Raw genomic sequence first — 20,653 nt, 5'->3', positions numbered from 1 at the left:
GAAGTCGGTCACCAGGCGAACGGTCACGAGGCGAACGGGTGCGGCGCGACCGAGGCGTGGCCCTCCTGCATGACGTAGGACTGCATCTCCCGGGCCAGCGATTCCGCTTCCTCCAGCCGCAGTTTGACGATGTCGCCGATACTGACCAGCCCGACCAGCCGGCCCGCATCGTCCAGCACCGGCACGTGGCGGCTGTGGCGGTCGGTCATCTTGCGGGCCACCGACACGATGTCCTCGGACCGCGTGGCGGTCGGAACGTCGCGGGTCATGATGTCGGCGGCGGTCAGCCGGTCGATCGCATCCGCGCGATGGGCCATGGCCTCGACGATCGACCGTTCCGAGACCAGGCCCGCGATACGGCCCTGCTCGTCCAGCACCGGCACGGCGCCGATCCGGCGGTGGGTCAGCAGGTTGGCGATCGCCGTGACGCTGTCCTGGGGGCGAACGGTGACGACGCTCGTGCCCTTGCTGTTCAGGATATGCAGGACGGGAATGGTCATGGGGTGTCTCCTCGATCCTTCAGCGCTTCATCGGTGACGCAAGTGCGGGGTGATGCAAGTGTGGGGTGAATAGACGGCTTCGGCCTGCCGATGATCGGACCGGTAATGACAGTGGGACGTGGTAACGATGGGTCGCGGTGCAAGGTTTCGGCACTGCGTTGCGCGTTCATAACGGCGTGAACGACCCATGAGACCCACGTCCCATCCCGGCGACCGATGGCAGGACAGACGCGAGAATATCAGGAAAATATGTTGATGGTGCCGTTATTCATTCCACCCGATGACCGTAAGTCCGATCCATGACGTAGTCCACCGTTCGATTTTTATTTCATATATTTCGCGTGTGATTTGTCTTTTATTGGGTCGCACGACTGAACCGAGCAAGTCAGAAAGTCCATAGGTAAGTCCAGGACGCAGGCCGTCAGTCGTCGCTGTGCCTGCCGATGTGGGTGGCGTGACGGAATGTCCGAATTTCGCTTCGTATTTATCCCATCTCGTGAAAATCGAGGACAAAAGAGGGCTTTCAAGGGCGATGGATCGCAATTGCGCCCGCTGGGCATCCGTCACGGTATTGTCAGCCATCGAGACCCTTCCGGTTGGACCGTTGCCGATTGTCGCGGGGCGCGATGGGTGGGTATATCGCTTTTCGCAACCCGTCTCATCAATCCTGCCGGGATTCGGTCATGCGGGTGGCCGGGGACGGCAGGCCGGGTGCAACCCCTGCGCGCGGCTGTCGTTGTGGCAGGACAAACAATGGGGGCGGAATAGTGGCACGCGGCACATTCGGAAAAATCGTCGCCGGGCTGGTGGCGGCGGGGCTGGTCGCCTACGGCGCGACGGTCGCGTTTCTGGACCATTTCGACCATCAGGGCGCGCCGCAGATCCCCCAGGGCAGCCTTTCGCTGCGCGACCCGGTGTCGATGAAGGCCTTCGCCGCGTTCCAGGAGGCACGGTGCGATTACTGTCACGTCGCCGGCACGAAGCTGCCTTTCTATTTCAGCCTGCCTTTCGCCAACCAGATCATGGCGCGTGACCTGACGCAGGGTCAGCGCCATTTCCAGTTCCGGCCGGTGATCGCGGCATTCCAGGCGGGCAAGCCGCCCTCGGTCGAGCAGCTCTCGCGCATCGAGGAGGTCATCACCCAGAACCGGATGCCGCCCTGGGCCTATCTGGCCCTGCACTGGCACGCCTATCTGGATGCGCGCCAGCGGCGGGACATCCTGGCCTGGATCGCCGACCAGCGCCGGCGCTATTACGCCACCCCCGGCGTGGCGCCGCAATTCGCGGGCGAGGTGATCCAGCCCATTCCCCAATCCGTTCCGGTGGACTGGCAGAAGGCCGAACTGGGTCGCCAGCTCTTCTTCGACAAGCGGCTGTCGGGTGACGGCACGCTGAACTGCGCAAGCTGCCACGGGCTGAATACCGGCGGGGTCGACCGGATGGTGACCGCGACCGGCATCAACGGCCAGAAGGGGCCGATCAATACGCCCAGCGTCTATAACGCCGTGTTCAACCTGGCGCAGTTCTGGAACGGCCGGGCCGCCGACCTGGCGGCGCAGGCGGCGGGCCCGGTGACCAATCCGGTCGAGATGGGGTCGCATGACTGGGCCACGGTCGCGGCGACCATCGCCGCCGTGCCGGAATACGCGACGGCGTTCGGAAGCCTGTACGGGCCCAACGCGGTGACCGAGAAGACCGTCACCAACGCGATCGCCGAATATGAAAAGACGTTGATCACCCCGGACAGCCGCTTCGACCTCTATCTGAAAGGCGACAGCCGGGCGCTCAGCGCGCAGGAATTGCGCGGCTATGCGCGCTTCAAGCAGATCGGCTGCTCGGGCTGTCACAGCGGCGTCGCGGTGGGCGGCGACGCGTTCGAGATCCTGGGCCTGGAAGGACCCTATTTCCAGGATCGCGACAAGCCGCTGACCCAGGCCGATCTGGGCCGGTTCGCAGTGACTCAGTCCCGGGCCGACCTGCAGCGCTTCAAGGTGCCCAACCTGCGCAACGTCGCGCTGACGCCGCCTTATTTCCATGACGGAAGTGCCGCGACCCTGGAACAGGCGATCCGCGTCATGGCGCGCTATCAGACGCCGGCCGGCTCTCTCTCCGACCAGGACGTGGCGGACATCGCCGCGTTCCTGCGCACATTGACCGGCAAGTTCCAGGGCATGGACCTGAAGGACGTGCCGGCCGAGCCGCCCTTGCGTCCGGCGGGATGATCCAGGCGGGCCAGCCGATCAAGCGGGCCCGGCCCGCCCGGCGCCGGTATTCCGCCGGCCCGCCTGGTCCAGCGCGTCGCGCACCGCGTCGTCGCCCACCTGGTCGAAGACGCGGTAATGCGCGCCCACGGCCATGAACAGGTCAGGCCGGTGGGGGCAGACGATCTGGTCGCATTCCGGGGCCAGCTCGGTCAGGCTGTCGGGCGGGGCGACGGGAACGGCCAGGACCAGGCGGGCGGGGCGGCCCCCCAGCGTTCCCTGGCGCACGGCCTCCAGCGCCGCCTTCATGCTGGCGCCGGTGGCGATGCCGTCATCCACCACGATCACCACCCGTCCGCCGGCCGGCAGCGGTGGACGGCCATGCAGATATTCCCGGCGCTGGCGCGTGATCTCGCGCAATTGCTCGGCCACGATCGCATCGACATAGGCCGCGTCGGCCCCCGCCGCGCGGGCGCGCGGCCAGTCGACCACCACATGGGGGCGCACGCCGTCGACCACCGCGCCGATGCCGTATTCCTCCTGGCCGGGGGCGCCGATCTTGCGCACGAACAGCAGGTCCAGGTCGGCCTCCAGCGCGCGGGCGATCTCCGCGCCCACCGGCACGCCGCCGCGCGGCAGCGCCAGCACCAGCGGCCGGGGCCGCGCCAGGGGGCGCAGGCGTTCGGCCAGGTCCCTCCCGGCTTCCGCACGATCCTGATAGATCCAGGCCATGTCGCGATCCGCCTCCTCCCACGGGCCGTGCGTCATCGGGCGCTCCCTCACAGGCCAAACGGCCAGGTTTCGTCCAGGCCGCTCGGGTGACCGGGATGCGGCGCGCCGTTCTGCCCGGCGACCGGCAGGGCATGGTCCAGTGGGGTGACGGCCTTGGTCTTCTCGATCCAGACCCAGGCATCGAACTGGTCGGCCAGCATCGCCTCGAAATAATGGCTGTGCAGTTCGCTGTCGGGCCGGTAGATCACGCCGATCGCCCGCTCGCGCAGCGGGCCGCGCAGCAGGTCGCGCAGATGGCGGTCATCGCGCCAGTCGAACAGCGCGCGCGGCAGGCCGGCATGCAGAAAGGCATGTTCGTAACTGTCGGCGCGGGCCGGCCGGACGGTCATGACCTCCATCTCGGCATCCCAGTGATGGGCGGCGGCGACGGTGCCGCGATCGGTGCCGAAGCCGATCAGCGCGGCTTCGTCCCCATGGGCCATCCGGCAGAGTTCGCCGATATTGAACTGGCCTTCCCAGCCCATGGCGGTGGCGGCGGCATGGCCGACATGGGAATTATGCGCCCAGATCACCGCCTTGGCTTCCTCGCCCCGATGCGCCAGCAGCGCCTGGATGGTGCCGAACATGTGCCGGTCGCGCAAATTCCAGCTTTCCGCCCCCGCGCGATACATGATGCGGTAATATTGCTCGGCCGCGCGGACGATGCGCGCATTCTGCACCGCGTCGAACCAGGCCGCGCCGTCCAACCGCACGTCATGCAGCCGTCGCGCCAGCAATTCGCGCAACTGCGCCACCACCGCGTCCTCGCTGCTGTCATGGCCGTGGCGCATCACCGCGTTGCCATAGCGCGCCGGATCGTCCTGCCAGGGGGTCAGCCGCGCATAGCGCGCGCGGGCGGCCTTCGCGGCCTCGGGGTCCATGCGGTCCAGATAGGTCAGTACCGCATGGATGGACTCGCCAAGGCTGTAGATATCCAGCCCATGGAATGAAACGCGCCTGTCATCGGGCTGCTCGGCGTTATGCTGGTGCAGCCAGTGGACGAAGGATGCGATGTCGGTATTGCGCCACATCCAGCGCGGAAACCGCGCGAAGGCCGCGCCGCGCCAGGGCCGCGGCGCATGGTGGCGCACATAATCGTCGATGCGCGCGCCGTCGGGCCAATCGGCCTCGACCGCCACGATGGTAAAGCCGTGCCGTTCGATCAGCCGGCGGGTAATGGCGGCCCGTGCGCGATAGAATTCGGCGGTACCATGGGTGGATTCGCCCAGCAGAACGACCCGCGCATGGCCGAACCGGTCGAAGGCGGCGCCGAATTCCCCGGCCTGTTCCGGCCCGGGCAGGGGGTGTCCATGATGGCGCAGCGCCTCGATCAGCGCGGGCGCGATGGCGACGCCGTCGGGGCGGCCATGGGTCGGAACGGATGCGGCATGGTTCGTCATCGGCGCGTGCATCCTGTCATGCCCAAAATATCATGATCTCGAAATATCGTGCCCGGGTCGCCGCGCTGCTGCCCGCACGGCGGGGGAGCATCGCGTGATGTCGTATGCCGGGCCGCCGCATGCAGCACCCCGAAGCGGGAAAAACGCGCGAAAGACCGATAACATTCTCATGAGGCCGGGTCCGCCCGCCGCACGGCGCCGTTAGCCTTGACGGGTGGCGATCACGGTAGCGATCACGGTAGCGATGACGGGGCGGATGGCCCAGCGGGAGGAGTGCCGAACGGGTGACGCGCGTGGGATTCCGCCGCTTCGCCGCCGCGCTGGCGATGGTGCTGGTGCTGATGCTGGCGTTGGGGGGCGGCGCGTGGTGGTGGCTGTCGCGTTCCCCCCAACCCTTGTCGTGGCAGGGTTATGCCGATGCGGATTTCGTACGGATCGCCCCGACGCAGGCCGGCATGCTGACCGCGCTGCATGTCGCGCGGGGCGCGCATGTCGCGGCCGGGCAGCCTCTGTTCGACCAGGACGACGTGGCCGAACGCGCGGCCCGCGACCAGGCCGCCCGACAGTTCGAGGAAAGCAGCCGCCAACTGGCCAATCTGCAGAATGCGGCGCGTGAGACCGAAATCCTCCAGGCCCGGGCCAACCTGGCCGACGCCCGGGCGATAGCGGATCGCGCCGCCGCCGATCTGCGCCGGCTGAACGTCGCGGCGCCGGCGGGGGCCGCGACCCTGCAGGCCCGCGACGCGGCGCGCGCGGCCTATCTCTCGGCCCAGGCGCGGGTCGCGGGAATGCGCGCCGCGTTGGACCAGGCCCTGGCCCCCACCGGCCGCGACCAGCAGATCCGCGCCCAGGCGGCGAACGCGGCGGCGGCGCGCGCCGCGCTGGCCGCGCTGCAATGGCGGCTGGACCAGCGGCATGTCGCGGCGCCCACCGCCGGCATCATCGCCGACATCCTGGCCTGGCCGGGCGAGGTCGTGGAGAGCGGGGCACCGGTGATTTCGCTGTTGCCGCCGGAAAATATCTATATCCGCTTCTTCGTGCCCGAGCCGGCAGTGTCGCACCTGCATTACGGCGACGCGGTGACGTTGTCATGCGACCACATACGAATGCCGGACTTGCCGACCTTGAGCAGCCTGCATTACGGCGACGCGGTGACGTTGTCATGCGACGGCTGCCCGGCCGGGCTGCGCGGCGTGATCGATTTCATCGCGCCGCAGGCCGAATACACCCCGCCGCTGATCTATAGCGACCAGAGCCGCGCCAAGCTGGTCTATCTGCTGCAGGCGCGGCCGCGCCCCGGCCAGGTGCGCCAATTCAATCCCGGCCAGCCGGTGACTGTGGGCCTGCCGGACGCCCGGCCGGGCAAGGCATCACCCAGGGCGGTACCATGAGCGGCACGGCGGAACGGCAGGTCGAAAAACAGGCCGAGTACGTCATCGACGTACGCGATATCCGCAAGAATTTCGGCGGCATGCGCGTGGTGGACGGGCTGAGCCTGCAAGTGGCGCGGGGCGAGATCTGCGGCTTCCTGGGCGCCAACGGCAGCGGCAAGACCACGACCATCCGCATCTTGTGCGGGCTGCTGGCGCCCGACGGCGGCAGCGGCACCTGCCTGGGGCTGGACATCCTGCGCGAATCGCAGCGCATCCGGCGGCAGGTCGGCTACATGACTCAGCGCTTCAGCCTGTACGAGGATCTGACGGTCCGGGAAAATCTCGAGCTTGTGGCGGGATTGTACGAAATGGACCAGCCGCGCGAGGCGGTAGGCGCGATCATCCGCCGCATGGATCTGCGCGCCCGCGCCGACCAGTTGGCCGGGCATCTGTCGGGCGGGTGGAAGCAGCGCCTGGCGCTGACGGCCTGCGTGCTGCACCGTCCGGCGCTGCTGCTGCTGGACGAGCCCACGGCCGGGGTCGATGCGCGGGCGCGGCGCGAATTCTGGGACCTGATCCATGACATGGCCGGCGGCGGCCTGACGGTTCTGGTATCGACCCATTACATGGACGAGGCCGAACGCTGCGCGCGCGTCGTCTACCTGGCCGGCGGGCGGATCGTGGTCCAGGGCAGCGCCGAGGACCTGATCCGCGATGTCGGGCTGACCACCTATGACGCCACCGGCCCCACGGTCGAGGCGGCGGTACCGCTGCTGCGCGCCGCCCCGGGGGTCGAGGCCGCGACGATGTTCGGCCGCGTGCTACATGTCGCGGGGATGGACCGCGCGGCGCTCGAGGCGGCGATCCGCGCCCGGGGCGCGGGCCTGACCTGGCACGAGGTCCCGCCCCGGCTGGACGACGTGTTCATCCACCTGCTGGCGCGGGAATCCCGCGACGGCGGCGCGGAGGCACCGCGATGACCCACCTGTCGTTCCGCCGTTTGGGCGCGCTGCTGCGCAAGGAATGGTTGCAGGTGCGGCGCGACCCGATGACCCTGCGGCTGATCATCGCGCTGCCGGTCATGCAATTGCTGATTTTCGGCTATGCCATCAACACCAATCCGCACGACCTGCCGACCGGCGTGCTGATGGCCCAGCCCTCGCAGTACGAGCGCACCATCGTCACCGCCCTGCGCAATACCGGCTATTACCGCATCCGCACGATCGGCACCGAGTCCGAGGCCGAGGCGGACATCGCCCAGGGGCGGCTGCTGTTCGTCGTGCAGGTGCCGCCCGGCTTCGACCGGGCGGTGGATCGCGGTGAATCGCCCGCCATCCTGATCGACGTGGACGGCACCGATCCGACGGCGATCGGCTATGCCACCGCCGCGCTGGCGGGCCTGGGCGACGTGCTGGCGCGCGACCTGCCGCCCCCGCGCCGGGCGCGGGCCCCGATACAGGCACAGACACAGGCACAGGCACAGGCACAGACGCAGGCGCCGCCTTTCCGCTTCCTGGTCCATACCCGCTACAACCCCGAGCAATTGACGGTGCTGAACGTGGTGCCGGGACTGATCTGCGTGGTGCTGATGATGTCCACGCTGATGCTGACCACGCTTGCGATCACCCGCGAGCGCGAACGCGGCACGATGGAGAACCTGCTGGCCATGCCGGTGCGCCCGGTCGAGGTCATGCTGGCGAAGATCGCGCCCTATATCGGCATCGGCTATCTGCAGGTGGTGATCATCCTGCTGATCGCGGTCCTGCTGCTGCACCTGCCGGTCCGGGGGTCGCTGCCGATCCTGTTCGCGGTGCTGGGCGTGTTCATCGCCAGCAACCTCGCGCTGGGCATCACCTATTCCACGCTCGCGGCCAACCAGATGCAGGCGCAGCAGATGGCGCAGTTCACCATGCTGCCCTTACATGCTGCTGTCGGGCTTCGTATTTCCCTTCCAGGGCATGCCGCGCTGGGCGCGCTATGCCGGCGAGCTGATGCCGACTACCCATGCCGTGCGCATCATGCGCGGCGTGCTGCTCAAGGGCAACGGCATGACCGACATCCTGCCCGATCTGTGGCCGATCCTGCTGTTCACCGCGATCACCGTGTTGGTGGCCGTGCGCTTCTATCGCGAGACGCTCGATTGAAACCGCCCGCCTCCAGGCACCGGGCGGCGCGGCCGATGCCGGGGGTGCTGGTGCCGAGGATGCTGGTGCTGGGGATGCTGGCCGCCGCGGGACTGGCCGGGGGCTGCACGGTCGGCCCAGCCTATCATGCGCCCGCGCCGGATGTACCCGCCGCGTGGCATGATCCGGCGGGAAGCGATGCGGCGGCGGCCCGGGCCGCCGACCCGGCCTGGTGGCGGCGCTTCGGCGATCCGCTGCTGGACGGGCTGGTCGCCCGCGCAACGGCGGGCAATCCGGCCTTCCTGCAGACCATCGCGCGCATCGCCCAGGCGCGCGCCCAGGAACAGGCGCAGCGTGCCGCCGGCCTGCCGTCCCTGACCGGCTCCGCCCTCTATACCCGCGAGCGCCTGGGCGAGGCGGGGCTGTTCACGGCGCTGGGCAGCGGACAGCCGGGGGCGGCGGGGCAGCCGGGATTCGCGGGCGGAATCGGTGGCCTGGCCCAGGGGCTGGACCTGTATCAGGTCGGGTTCGACGCATCGTGGGAACTGGATCTGTTCGGCCGGGTCCGCCGGGCGGTCGAACAGGCCCATGCCCAGTTGCAGGCCCAGCTCGAAGCAAGCCGGGATGCGCTGCTGACCCTGCAGGGCGACGTGGCGCGCGCCTATCTGCAAGTGCGCGCCGGGCAGGCGCTGCGCGCGCAGGCCGCCATCCTGGCGGCCGCCCGGGCCCGGGCGCTGGACCTGACGCGCATCCGTCGCGCCCAGGGCCTGGCCGACGACACCGAGCTGGACCAGGCGCGCGCCGCCCTGCTGCAGGCGCAGGCGCAAACCCCCCAACTGGATCAGCAGGTCGCCCAGGCGATCAACCGCCTGGCCGTCCTGACCGGCCAGGCGCCGGGCACGCTGGCGGCGGCGCTGCAGGGGGCATTGGCGGCCCCGGCGCCGCTGCCCGCGCTGCCGGACCGGGTGGCGATCGCGCTGCCGGCCGCCATCACCCGCCGCCGCCCCGACATCCGCCAGGCCGAGGCCAGCCTGCATGCGGCCACCGCCGAGACCGGGGTGGCGGTGGCGCAGCTTTATCCCGACATCACCCTGTCGGGCCAGGTGGGGCAGCGCAGCCTGACCCTGCCCGACCTGGCGCAATGGGCCAACACGTTCTATCAGTTCGGGCCGGCCATCTCGCTGCCGCTGTTTTCCGGCGGCCGGCTGCGCGCGGGCGTGGCGCTGGCGCGGGCCCGGCAGCGCGAAGCCGCGCTGGCCTACCGCCAGGCGGTGCTGACGGCCCTGCAGCAGGTCGAGGACGAGCTGGCGGCGCTGCGCACCGACCGCGACACCCAGGCCCGCGATGCGGCCGCCATCGGGGTGGCGGCCGGGCGACTGGACCTGGCGCGGGTGCGCTATCGCGACGGAATCGGCGACGCGCTGGCGGTGCAGGACAGCATGGCGGCGCTGGCGACGGCGCGGCAGGACGATGTGCGGGCCCGCCTTCAGGTCCTGCTGGACGCGGTCGCGCTGTACAAGGCGATGGGCGGCGGCTGGGAATGACCGGATGGGCGCCGATGCGCCGTGGACGGTGTTCCGTCCCATATGGCCATGCCATATATGCCATATAAAGGTGGATTTCCGGGGGGCGGTCCTGTATCCGCCCGGCAACGACCCGCCTGATGATCCGAAAGGCAGAAACATGCCCGCCTATCGTTCCCGCACGACGACGCACGGCCGCAACATGGCCGGGGCCCGCAGCCTGTGGCGCGCCACAGGCATGCAGGATGCCGATTTCGGCAAGCCGATCATCGCGGTCGCCAATTCCTTCACCCAGTTCGTGCCGGGACATGTCCATCTGAAGGATCTGGGCCAGCTCGTGGCCGGCGCGGTGGCCGAGGCCGGGGGAATCGCCCGCGAATTCAACACCATCGCGGTGGATGACGGGATCGCCATGGGCCATGGCGGCATGCTGTACAGCCTGCCGTCGCGCGAGCTGATCGCCGATGCCGTGGAATACATGGTCAACGCGCATTGCGCCGACGCGCTGGTATGCATCAGCAATTGCGACAAGATCACGCCGGGCATGCTGATGGCCGCGATGCGGCTGAACATCCCGGCCATCTTCGTGTCCGGCGGCCCGATGGAGGCCGGACGGATCAGCCAGGACGGCATCGACCGCCGGGTGGACCTGATCACCTCCATGGTCTCGGCCGCCGATCCGCGCGTCAGCGACGCCGAGGCCGAGACGATCGAGCGGTCGGCCTGCCCGACCTGCGGATCGTGCTCGGGCATGTTCACCGCCAACTCGATGAACTGCCTGACCGAGGCGCTGGGCCTGGCGCTGCCGGGCAATGGCAGCCTGCTGGCCACCCATGCCGACCGCCGCGACCTGTTCCTCGCGGCCGGGCGGCGGATCGTCGGCCTGGCCCGCCAATGGTACGAGCACGACGACCCCACCGCCCTGCCGCGCGGGATCGCGACCATGCAGGCATTCGAGAACGCCATGTCGGTCGATATCGCCATGGGCGGGTCGACCAACACCGTGCTGCACCTGCTGGCCGCCGCGCATGAGGGCGCGGTGCCCTTCACCATGGCCGACATCGACCGCCTGTCGCGCCGGGTGCCGCATCTGTGCAAGGTCGCGCCGTCCAAGGCCGACGTGCATATGGAAGACGTGCATCGTGCCGGCGGCATCTTCGCCATCATGGGCGAACTGGACCGGCTGGGCCTGCTGCACCGCGAGGTGCCGATGGTCCATGCCCCCTCGCTGGCCCAGGCGCTGGAAAACTGGGACGTGTCGGCCCCCGACGCGCCCGAGGCCGCGCGCACGCTGTTCCGCGCCGCGCCGGGCGGGGTGCGTACCACCCAGGCCTTCTCGCAGGCCAGCCGGTATCACGACCTGGACCTGGACCGCGCCCAGGGGGCGATCCGCGACGGGGCGCACGCCTTCAGCCGGGATGGCGGGCTGGCGGTGCTGTACGGCAACATCGCCGAGGACGGCGCGATCGTGAAGACGGCGGGCGTGGCGGCGGGGCTGCTGCGCTTCTCCGGCCCGGCGCGGATCTTCGAAAGCCAGGACGCGGCGGTGTCCGCGATCCTGGGCGGCCGGATCGTCGCGGGCGACGTCGTCGTCATCCGCTATGAGGGGCCGAAGGGCGGCCCGGGCATGCAGGAAATGCTCTATCCGACCAGCTACCTGAAATCGAAGGGGCTGGCGGAGCAGTGCGCGCTGATCACCGACGGACGGTTCTCGGGCGGAAGTGCGGGCCTGTCGATCGGCCATATCTCGCCCGAGGCCGCCGAGGGCGGGGCGATCGGCCTGCTGGAAGACGGCGACATCGTCGAGATCGACATCCCCAACCGCGTGCTGCGCACCACGGTGCCCGAATCCGAACTGGCGGCGCGCCGCCGGCGGATGGAGGAAAAGGGCGACGCCGCCTGGCAGCCGCGGCGCGACCGGGTGGTGTCCACCGCATTGCAGGCCTATGCCGCCCTGACCACCAGCGCCGCGCGCGGCGCGGTGCGCGACGTCGGCCAGTTGCGCCGCCGCTGAACGCAAGGTTCCGGGGACGGATCGGTCCCCGCTCCAAAAACAATTCATGACCGTATTGTGCGCCCTCGCCCTTAATCAGGCGGGAGCGTCGTTATTTCCGCGCGCCATCCGGGCCGCCATGATGTAATATTCGGTACAGTGACGCCGTCATTATGGATTGCTTATCGACTTTATTCCTGTACTTGTTACGATACGCAATAATTTGTCGCGCAATAATCGGTGACATTGCGGATATTTCCGGAATGATCGTCCCGAAATTCCATTAATGAAAATTGTTTTAAACAGATGAACGTCTTTTCATACATAGTTTGACATACTCCTCGCTATATCGTGTGTGATGAGATCGCGTGCCGTTGCGCGCACGAGCCGCCACAGGGAGTCTTCGATGACCGCGTCATATCGCAACAGCGCCTGACCTGTACGGTCCGTCCGCCAGGCGCGGCACCGACGCCCCGCCCCGCCCCCGCGCCAGAAAGTCCTGAACAGGGAAAAGGCCGCTTATGAATGCAATAGTAGTGACGGCCCTGCGACGGCCGTACACGTTCGTCGTCCTGTCGATCCTGATCGTGATGTTCGGTGTCTTGTCCATCTTCAAGACGCCGACCGACGTTTTCCCCAACATCAGGATCCCCGCCATCGCGGTGGTCTGGACCTATGGCGGCATGCTGCCCGAGGAATTCGCCGGCCGCATCATCTATAACTACGAGCAGGGCGTGACCTCGACGGTCGAGGGAATCGAGCACATGGAAGCCGATTCCTTCTATGGCCGCGGCATCGTCAAGATCTTCTTCCAGCCCGGCACCGACATCGGCTCGGCCGAGGCCGACGTGACCGCGATCTCGCAGACCGTGCTCCAGCAGATGCCGGAACATATCCCGGCGCCGATGATCATGAAGCTGGAAGCGTCCTCGGTGCCGGTCATCTCGCTGAAGCTGACCTCGGACAAGCTGACGCCCTCGGACCTGTTCAAGCTGGCGCATATCCGCGTGCGGACCCTGCTGGTGACCGTGCCGGGCGCGATCGTGCCGCATCCCTATGGCGGCATGGACAATTTCGTGATGGTGGCGCTGAACCAGAAGCAGTTGATGGCGCACCACCTCTCGGCGATGGACGTGCAGAACGTCTTCGACAAGCAGAACGCGGTGCGCCCCGCCGGCGACCAGAAGATCGGCGCCACGGACTGGATGGTGCAGACCAACGCCACCCCGCGCTCGATGGAGGAACTGGGCAACATCCCGGTCAAGCGCGTCGGCAACTCGGTCGTCTACGTGCATGATTTGGGCGAGGTCTATCGCGGCGGGCATCCGCAGACCAACGTCGTGCTGGTCCAGGGGCGCCAGGCCGTCATCATGGTGGTGATGAAAAGCGGCGACGCCTCGACGCTCGACGTCGTCTCGGGGGTGAAGGCGCTGCTGCCGCGCCTGCGCGCGGTGCTGCCGGCCTCGGTGCATATCAGCGTGCTCAGCGACGCCTCGGGCTTCGTGAAGGATTCGATCAAGGACGTGCTGCGTGAAATGGTCACGGCGGCGTTCCTGACCGGCCTGGTGGTGCTGCTGTTCCTCGGCTCGTGGCGCTCGACGATCATCATCGCCACCTCGATCCCGCTGGCGATCCTGTGCTCGATCATCGGGTTGAACTGGGCGGGTCAGACCATCAACGTCATGACGCTGGGCGGCCTGGCGCTGGCGGTCGGCATCCTGGTCGACGACGCCACCGTGATGATCGAGAACATCGACACCCATCTGGAGATGGGCAAGGAACTGGAGGTCGCGATCATCGACGCGGCCAACCAGATCGTCATCCCGACCTTCGTCTCCACCACCTGCATCTGCATCGTCTGGCTGCCATTGTTCGAACTGGGCGGGGTCGCGGGCTGGCTGTTCATGCCGATGGCCGAGGCGATCATCTTCGCCATGATCGCGTCCTTCATCCTGTCGCGCACCCTGGTGCCGACCATGGCGAAGTTCCTGCTGGCCGGTCAGGTGCATGGGCCGCACGGCCATGTCGACCACGCCGCGGAATCCCAGGGTGGCCCACGGGGCGGCAACGTCTTCATCCGGTTCCAGCGCGGGTTCGAACGGCGCTTCAACGCCTTCCGCGAGGGGTACGGCCGCTTCCTGCAATGGGCGATCGCGATCCGTGGCCGGTTCGTCTTCGTCTTCCTGGGGGCGTCCGTGCTCTCGCTGGTGCTGTTCACGGTGGCGGGGCGTGACTTCTTCCCCGAAATCATGTCCGACCAGTTGCAGATGCATTTCCGCGCGCCGCTGGGCACCCGGATCGAGGTGGCCGCCCGCATCGCGGCGCTGGTCAGCGACCGGACCAGGGAATTGCTGCCGGGCAAGGTCGATGACGTGGTCAGCAATTGCGGTCTGCCCGAAGGCCCGCACAACCAGGCCTTCATCCCGACGCCGACCGTCGGCACGCAGGATTGCGACCTGACGATCACGCTGAAGGACCCGGAATCGCCGGTGTGGGATTATCGCGCCGTGCTGCGCAAGGGCCTCTCGGCCAGCTTCCCGGGCACGATCTTCACCTTCCAGCCCGCCGACCTGACGGCCAAGATCCTGAATTTCGGATCGCCCTCGCCGATCGACGTCAAGATCGCGGGCCCCGACCTGCGCGCCAGCTATAAATACGCGCTGGAACTGGTGAACAAGCTGCGCGCCGTGCCGGGCGCCACCGACGTGGCGCTGCAGCAGACGATGGAAACGCCGACCCTGTTCGTGCAGGGCGACCGCAGCTTCGGCCAGGCCATGGGCGGGGTCACCGCGGGCGACCTGGCGGATAACGAGCTGATGACCCTGTCGGGCAGCTCGACCGTCGATCCGCAATATTGGTTCGACCCCGAGACGGGCGTGACCTTCCAGTTGAACACCTACGTCTCGCAGGACCAGTTGACGCACTTCAACGACCTGCTGACCATTCCGGTCGACAAGGGCGACGGCGATCCCAGCGGCAAGAACCTGCAATTGCTGGGGGCCATGAGTTCGGTGGGCGCCATCGGCACGCCGGGCGAGGTGTCGCACTACAACTCGATGCCCGCCTTCGACATCTACGTGTCGGCCGAAGGCACCGACCTGGGCTCGGTCCTGTCCGGCGTGAACAAGGTCGTCGCGCAGACCGCGCACGACGTGCCGCGCGGCGCGGCGGTGGATATCGAAGGCCAGGCGACGACGATGCGCAGCGCCTACAGCCAGTTGATCGGCGGGCTCGTGATTTCGATCCTGCTGATCTATCTGCTGATCGTCGTCAACTTCCAGTCCTGGCTGGACCCGTTCATCATCATCACCGCGCTGCCGGGCGCGCTGGCGGGCATCTCGTGGAGCCTGTTCCTGACGCATACGCACCTGTCGGTGCCGGCGCTGACGGGGGCCATCATGTGCATGGGCACGGCGACCGCCAACTCGATCCTGGTCGTGTCCTATGCCCGTGAACGGCTGGAAATCCACGGCGACGCGCTGAAGGCGGCGCTGGAAGCGGGCTTCGGCCGTATCCGGCCGGTGCTGATGACAGCGTCGGCGATGATCGTGGGCATGGTCCCGATGTCGATCAGCAATTCGCAGAACGCGCCGCTGGGCAAGGCGGTGATCGGCGGCCTGATCGTGGCCACCATCTCCACCCTTCTGTTCGTCCCTTGTGTTTACGCAATCATTTACAATCGCGCGTCTCGCCGGAAGGAGTCGGTCTGATGGCTTCAAGCAAAGTTCTTCTCGCGGGGGGTGCCTGCGTGCTGGCCCTGTGCGTGGGGTATCAGGTCGTCACGCGCATGCATGCGGTCGGCGTCCTGCGGGCCGCGACGCTGGAAAACGCGGTGCCCGACGTGGCGGTGGTCCAGCCCAAGCCCGGCCCGAAGACGCTGACCCTGACCCTGCCGGGCACGATCGACGCCTGGTACCAGGCGCCGATCTATCCCCAGGCGTCGGGCTACGTGAAGATGTGGTACAAGGATTACGGCGCCACGGTAAAGGCCGGCGACGTCCTGGCCGAAATCAACGCGCCCAGCCTGGACGCGCAATATGCCCAGGCCAAGGCCGACCTGGCGGCGGCGCAGGCCAAATACAACCTGGCGGTGGTCAGCGCCGACCGCTGGCATGCCATGGCCAAGTCGCAGGCCGTGTCGGGGCAGTCGGTGTCGGTGGCCGACGCGAACCGCAAATCCGGCCAGGCGGACATGGAGGCGGCGGAACATAACGTCGCCCGCTTCGAGGCCCTGGAACGGTTCAAGACCATCGTCGCGCCGTTCGACGGCGTGGTGACGGCGCGTACCATCAATGTCGGCGACTATGTCAGCAGCGGCTCGGGCGAGCATGGCACCGATGGCGATGCCAGCCAGCTCTTCACCGTGGCGGACATGCACAAGGTGCGCCTGTTCGTCTCGGTGCCGGAAGTGTTCTCCTACATGCTCAAGCCGGGCATGACGGCGGACGTGACCGTGCCGCAATTCCCCAACCGGGTGTTCAAGGCGCAGTTCCTGACGATCGCCCGCGGCTATGACCCGAACACGCGCACGGCGGTGACCGAATTCACCATCGACAATGACGACCATACGCTCTGGCCGGGCACGTTCGCGTCCGTCAAGCTGACGGCGCCGGCGACCCCGGGCGTGTATGAGATCCCGACCGCGACCCTGGTGTTCCAGGAACCCGGGATGCAGGTCGCGACGGTGGACGGCGACAGCCGGGTGCATTTCCACAATATCCAGGTCGGCCGCATGGCCGACGCCTCGACCGAGGTGACGGACGGGATCGCGCCGACCGACCGGATCATCAACAATCCGCCCGCCGACCTGCTGGAAGGGCAGAAGGTGCATCTGGTCACGCCGGCGAAAGGCTATGACCAGCCGGAGGAAATCGGCGAATGATCGTCCGTTCGATCGTCCCCTCCCTGCGCCGGACCGCCCTGTCCGGAGGCACCGTGCTGTCGCTGGCGGCGCTGTCCGCCTGCGACCTGGCCCCGGCCTATCACCCGCCGACCTTCATCGTGCCGGCATCGTGGCACGGCCAGGGCGTGTTCGCCACCGCGACGCCGGCGGATACGCAGATCCCCGCAAAATGGTGGACTCTGCTGCATGATCCGCAACTGGACGCGCTGGAGGACAAGGCGACCGCCGCGAATGCCGACCTGCAGGCGGCCGCCGAGCGCTTCGTGCAGGCGCGCGCCATGGTCATGCAGGCGCGTGCCGACCTGCTGCCGCATTTCGGCCTGGCCTTCGGCGCGTCGGACAACAAGCAGTCGGCCGACCGGCTGTTCCGCTACAAGGGCGCGCTGACCCAGACCGACGAATTCTATGGCGGCCTGGCCTCGTGGGAGCCCGATTTCTGGTCGGAAATCCGCAACCAGGTCCGGGTGGCGAAATATTCGGCGCAGCAGAAGGCGGCCGATTACGCCTCGGCGCGCCTCAGCCTGCAGGCCGAACTGGCCAGCGACTATATCGCGCTGCGCGGCTATGACGCGCAGGACGCGATCTATCGCAAATCCATCGCCTATTACCAGAAGGCGGTGTCGGTCACCCAGACCCAGCTCGCCAACCAGGCGGCGCCGCGTCTGGACCTGGCGCGCGCGCAGAACCGGCTCTATGTCACCCAGGCGGCCGAGCTGGATATCCTGGCCCAGCGCGAGGTGACCGAGCACGCGATCGCCGTGCTGACCAACAGCGCGCCGTCCGGCTTCCATATCGCCCCGTCCGACCGGCTGGATTTCGCCCGGGCGGCGATTCCGACCGGCGTGCCGTCCGACCTGCTGCAGCGCCGGCCCGACATCGCGTCGTCCGAGCGCGAGATGGCGCAGGCCAACCGGATGATCGGCGTGGCGCGCGCGGCGTTCTATCCGCATATCGCGCTCAGCGCGAATGGCGGGTTCGACGCCAACGGGTTCGACCTGGCCAATCTGGCGAACAGCATGTGGTCCTACGGGGCCTCGGCCTCGATGCCGATCTTCGAGGGCGGGCTGCGCCGGGCCGCGTTGCAGTCCTCCTGGGCCGGCTATCGCGAGATGCGCGACCATTACCGCGCCACGGTGCTGTCGGCATTCCGCGAGGTCGAGGACGGGCTGTCGCGCACCAGCCGCCTCTGGGCCGAGACCGACCGGCTGAAGGCGGCGGTCTCGGCGGCGCTGGACATGCAGAACATGACCATGACCCTGTACAAGGGCGGGCTGTCGCCCTACCTGGACGCGATCATCGCGCAGGAAGCGGCGCTGGACGCCCAGATCTCGCAGGTGCAGGTCGCCACGCGCTATTTCCAGGCGCAGGTGGGACTGATCCGCGCGCTGGGCGGCGGCTGGAACGACAGGCTGCTGCCGACGCCCGACCAGACCATGAGCTTCTCGATCCTGCAATATGACGGGTTGCGCCATCCGGCCCCGGCCGGCGGCATCGCCGGCGTACGGGACGAGACGCCGTACGACGACCTGGCCGGATCGGCGGCGCCCAAGGTCGGAACCGCCGCAATGGCGCCGGCCGCCATGACGCCTGCCGCCATGACGGCGCACTGACCCGAACCGGCTCCGCCGGCATCGCGTCAAGCCTGGGTTCCGCCCCGCGGACCCAGGCTTTTTTATCAGCCGTCGATTGGCCGGCCCGCCCCCTTGCCAGGTCCGCCCTCTTGCCAGATCAGGCCGGGGCCGTAACAGTCTGTGGTGAAAACGGGAATGGAGGCGACATTGGCCGGGCGGACGGGCAAAGGCGGGGCAGGGTACGGGCTGGTCGGGGGGCTGCTGATGCTGGCGGCGGCCGGGCCGGCCCTGGCGCACGGGCCCGCCCCCGCTGTGCCTTCGGCATCCGGCAGCGCCTCGGCGCTGGTGGCGGCGATGCGCGCCGGGCGGCTGTCGCCCGAGGCGCTGGTGCGGGATTATCGCGGCCGGATCGCGCGGCTGGATGGCGGGCGGGGCGGGCTGCACGCCGTGCTGGCGGTCAATCCCGACGCTCCGGCCCAGGCCGCCGCCCTGGCGCGGACGCGCGGGGTGCGCGGGCCGCTCTACGGCCTGCCGATCCTGGTCAAGGACAATATCGAAACGCGCGAGAACCTGCCCACCACGGCGGGCTCGCTGGCCCTGGCGGCCAATGTCAGCCATCGCGACGCGCCGGTCGTGGCGCGGTTGCGCGCCGCCGGGGCGATCGTGCTGGGCAAGACCAATCTGTCGGAATGGGCCAATTTCCGCTCCGCCCATTCCAGCAGCGGATGGAGCGCGGTGGGCGGCCTGACGCGCAACCCCTACGACCTGGCGCGCACGGCCTGCGGCTCCAGCGCCGGCAGCGGGGTGGCGGTGGCGGCGGGGCTGGCGGCGGCGGCGATCGGCACCGAAACCGACGGTTCGATCACCTGTCCGGCCTCGGTCAACGGCATCGTCGGGCTGAAACCGACGGTCGGGCTGGTGTCGCGCAGCCGCATCGTGCCGATCTCCGCCAGCCAGGACACGGCGGGCCCGATGACGCGCGACGTGCGCGACGCGGCGCTGCTGCTGGGCGTCATGGCGGGGACCGATCCGGACGATCCCGCCACCCTGCCGGCGGACCGGCATCGGACGGACTACCTGGCCGGGCTGCGGCCCGGGGCGCTGGCCGGCCGGCGGATCGGCGTCATGCGCTTCGCCCAGGGCGACAATCCGGACGTGCGCGCCCTGTTCGACGCGGCGCTGGCGCGGCTGCGCGCCGGCGGGGCGGTGCTGGTGGACATCCCGGCCTTCGACAGCAAGCCGATCGACGCGGTCGAGATGGCGGCGATGCTGACGGAATTCCGCGTGGGGCTGAATGCCTATCTGGCGCGGACGCCGCCGGCGGTGACGGTGCGCGACCTGCCGGCGCTGATCGCCTTCGACCGCGCGCATGCCGACCGCGAAATGCCGTGGTTCGGGCAGGATCTGCTGGAAAAGGCGGCGCAGGCGCCCAGCCTGACCGACCCCGTCTATCAGGCCGCGCGGCAGACCGCGCACCGCCTGGCCGGGGCGCAGGGGATCGACGCGATGCTGGCGCATGACCGGCTGGACGCGCTGGTGGCGCCGACCACCGGGCCGGCCTGGCTGACCGACCCGGTGCTGGGCGACCGGCCCGGCGACGGCACGGGGGCCGGATCGCTGGCGGCGGTGGCGGGCTATCCGCATCTCAGCGTGCCAATGGGGCGGGTGCGCGGCCTGCCGGTCGGCCTGTCCTTCATCGGGCCCGCCTGGTCCGAGGCGCTGCTGCTCGCCCTGGGCTACGGATTCGAACAGGCCACCCAAGGCAGTATAACCCAAGGCAGGACAAGCCACTGAAGACGCCCTACGGGGCGCGGCAGACGACGTGCAGCTTGTTGCCGTCCGGATCGCGGACATAGGCGCCGAAATAGGTCGGGCCATAATGCGGGCGCGGCCCGGGCGCACCCTCGTCGGTGCCGCCGAACGCCATCGCGGCGTCCCAGGCGGCGTGAACTGCGTCGCGGCTCTCGGCGTTCAGCGCGCACATCCAGCCATTGCCCGGCGCGGCCGGCTGGCCGTCGAAGGGCCGGCAGACGAAAAGCGCCGGGCCGTCATGTCCCTTGCGCCAGCAGGCGAAGGTGCCGTCCTCGGCCGTCCACACGCGGGTGATGCCTAGTGTCCTGCCCGAGAAATTCTTATGAGAATTTCTCGGATCAGCAGGCCACTAAAATATTGATTCTAGTGTCTTTTCGATTCCGAAATTCGCTTGCGAATTTCGGAATCGGGACATTAGGGGCGCCAGGAAGGCGTCATAGAACAAGGCCGCGCGGCCGACGTCGCTGACGCCGATGGTGATGT

General features: G+C 68.4%; 15 protein-coding genes and 1 pseudogene. 11 read left to right on the top strand and 5 right to left on the bottom strand.

Going from position 1 to position 20,653, the window contains the following annotated elements:
- Positions 1-23 precede the first annotated feature (23 nt).
- Together QN315_RS07170 and QN315_RS07165 are read right to left on the bottom strand one after the other, a co-directional pair.
- Positions 24-500 carry a CBS domain-containing protein gene (locus tag QN315_RS07170; protein ID WP_176639931.1) on the bottom strand — a complete coding sequence of 159 codons (477 nt, stop codon included), beginning with the start codon at positions 498-500 and terminating at the stop codon, positions 24-26.
- Between the two features lie 264 nt (positions 501-764).
- The gene (locus QN315_RS07165) at positions 765-1,082 is read right to left on the bottom strand and encodes a hypothetical protein (RefSeq protein ID WP_323992517.1); all 318 of its coding nucleotides are present in this window, start codon (positions 1,080-1,082) and stop codon (positions 765-767) included.
- A 185-nt stretch (positions 1,083-1,267) separates the two neighbouring features.
- Here QN315_RS07165 and QN315_RS07160 point away from each other — a divergent pair, with 185 nt between their 5' ends.
- Positions 1,268-2,722, top strand: coding sequence for a cytochrome c peroxidase (locus QN315_RS07160; RefSeq protein ID WP_317135265.1), 1,455 nt, complete (start codon positions 1,268-1,270; stop codon positions 2,720-2,722).
- Between the two features lie 18 nt (positions 2,723-2,740).
- Here QN315_RS07160 and QN315_RS07155 read toward each other — a convergent pair whose 3' ends face one another.
- Together QN315_RS07155 and QN315_RS07150 are read right to left on the bottom strand one after the other, a co-directional pair.
- Entirely contained in the window at positions 2,741-3,469 is a 729-nt protein-coding gene (locus tag QN315_RS07155; protein ID WP_323992515.1) for a phosphoribosyltransferase family protein, read from the bottom strand.
- Between the two features lie 11 nt (positions 3,470-3,480).
- Entirely contained in the window at positions 3,481-4,872 is a 1,392-nt protein-coding gene (locus QN315_RS07150; protein WP_323992513.1) for an erythromycin esterase family protein, read from the bottom strand.
- Between the two features lie 284 nt (positions 4,873-5,156).
- Between QN315_RS07150 and QN315_RS07145 the strand changes: the two genes are divergently transcribed.
- The 10 genes and pseudogenes from QN315_RS07145 to QN315_RS07100 all read left to right on the top strand — a co-directional run bounded on the left by QN315_RS07145 (position 5,157) and on the right by QN315_RS07100 (position 20,152).
- Positions 5,157-6,263, top strand: a complete 1,107-nt coding sequence (locus QN315_RS07145) for an HlyD family efflux transporter periplasmic adaptor subunit (protein WP_323992511.1) — start codon at positions 5,157-5,159, stop codon at positions 6,261-6,263.
- Entirely contained in the window at positions 6,260-7,225 is a 966-nt protein-coding gene (locus QN315_RS07140) for an ABC transporter ATP-binding protein (protein ID WP_323992509.1), read from the top strand. Before QN315_RS07145 ends, QN315_RS07140 begins: the two co-directional genes overlap by 4 nt.
- A pseudogene (locus QN315_RS07135) lies at positions 7,222-8,136 on the top strand (ABC transporter permease); the annotation flags it as partial. The gene QN315_RS07140 and the pseudogene QN315_RS07135, both read left to right, overlap by 4 nt.
- A 31-nt stretch (positions 8,137-8,167) precedes the next feature.
- Complete coding sequence (locus tag QN315_RS07130) at positions 8,168-8,389, top strand: ABC transporter permease (protein ID WP_323993302.1); 222 nt, start codon at positions 8,168-8,170, stop codon at positions 8,387-8,389.
- A 35-nt stretch (positions 8,390-8,424) separates the two neighbouring features.
- Positions 8,425-9,912: an efflux transporter outer membrane subunit gene (locus QN315_RS07125; RefSeq protein ID WP_323993301.1), complete on the top strand. Its 1,488-nt coding sequence runs from the start codon at positions 8,425-8,427 to the stop codon at positions 9,910-9,912.
- Positions 9,913-10,051: 139 nt separating this feature from the next.
- Positions 10,052-11,905 carry a dihydroxy-acid dehydratase gene (ilvD, locus tag QN315_RS07120; protein WP_323992507.1) on the top strand — a complete coding sequence of 618 codons (1,854 nt, stop codon included), beginning with the start codon at positions 10,052-10,054 and terminating at the stop codon, positions 11,903-11,905.
- A gap of 500 nt (positions 11,906-12,405) precedes the next feature.
- On the top strand, positions 12,406-15,594 hold the full coding sequence (locus QN315_RS07115) for an efflux RND transporter permease subunit (RefSeq protein ID WP_323992505.1): 3,189 nt from the start codon (positions 12,406-12,408) through the stop codon (positions 15,592-15,594).
- On the top strand, positions 15,594-16,766 hold the full coding sequence (locus QN315_RS07110) for an efflux RND transporter periplasmic adaptor subunit (RefSeq protein ID WP_323992503.1): 1,173 nt from the start codon (positions 15,594-15,596) through the stop codon (positions 16,764-16,766). Before QN315_RS07115 ends, QN315_RS07110 begins: the two co-directional genes overlap by 1 nt.
- The gene (locus tag QN315_RS07105; protein ID WP_323992501.1) at positions 16,763-18,397 is read left to right on the top strand and encodes an efflux transporter outer membrane subunit; all 1,635 of its coding nucleotides are present in this window, start codon (positions 16,763-16,765) and stop codon (positions 18,395-18,397) included. Before QN315_RS07110 ends, QN315_RS07105 begins: the two co-directional genes overlap by 4 nt.
- 156 nt (positions 18,398-18,553) lie before the next feature.
- Positions 18,554-20,152 carry an amidase gene (locus QN315_RS07100; protein ID WP_323992499.1) on the top strand — a complete coding sequence of 533 codons (1,599 nt, stop codon included), beginning with the start codon at positions 18,554-18,556 and terminating at the stop codon, positions 20,150-20,152.
- Between the two features lie 7 nt (positions 20,153-20,159).
- On the opposite strand, the gene QN315_RS07095 is transcribed toward QN315_RS07100, so the two are convergent.
- On the bottom strand, positions 20,160-20,465 hold the full coding sequence (locus QN315_RS07095) for a VOC family protein (RefSeq protein WP_408904622.1): 306 nt from the start codon (positions 20,463-20,465) through the stop codon (positions 20,160-20,162).
- Positions 20,466-20,653: the final 188 nt, after the last annotated feature.

The sequence above is a fragment of the Nguyenibacter sp. L1 genome, from assembly GCF_035199985.1.
In the GTDB taxonomy this organism is placed as follows: Bacteria; Pseudomonadota; Alphaproteobacteria; order Acetobacterales; family Acetobacteraceae; genus Gluconacetobacter; species Gluconacetobacter vanlangensis.
The sequence above is the reverse complement of the archived record's forward strand: the minus strand, read 5'-3'. Positions and strand labels throughout refer to the sequence as shown.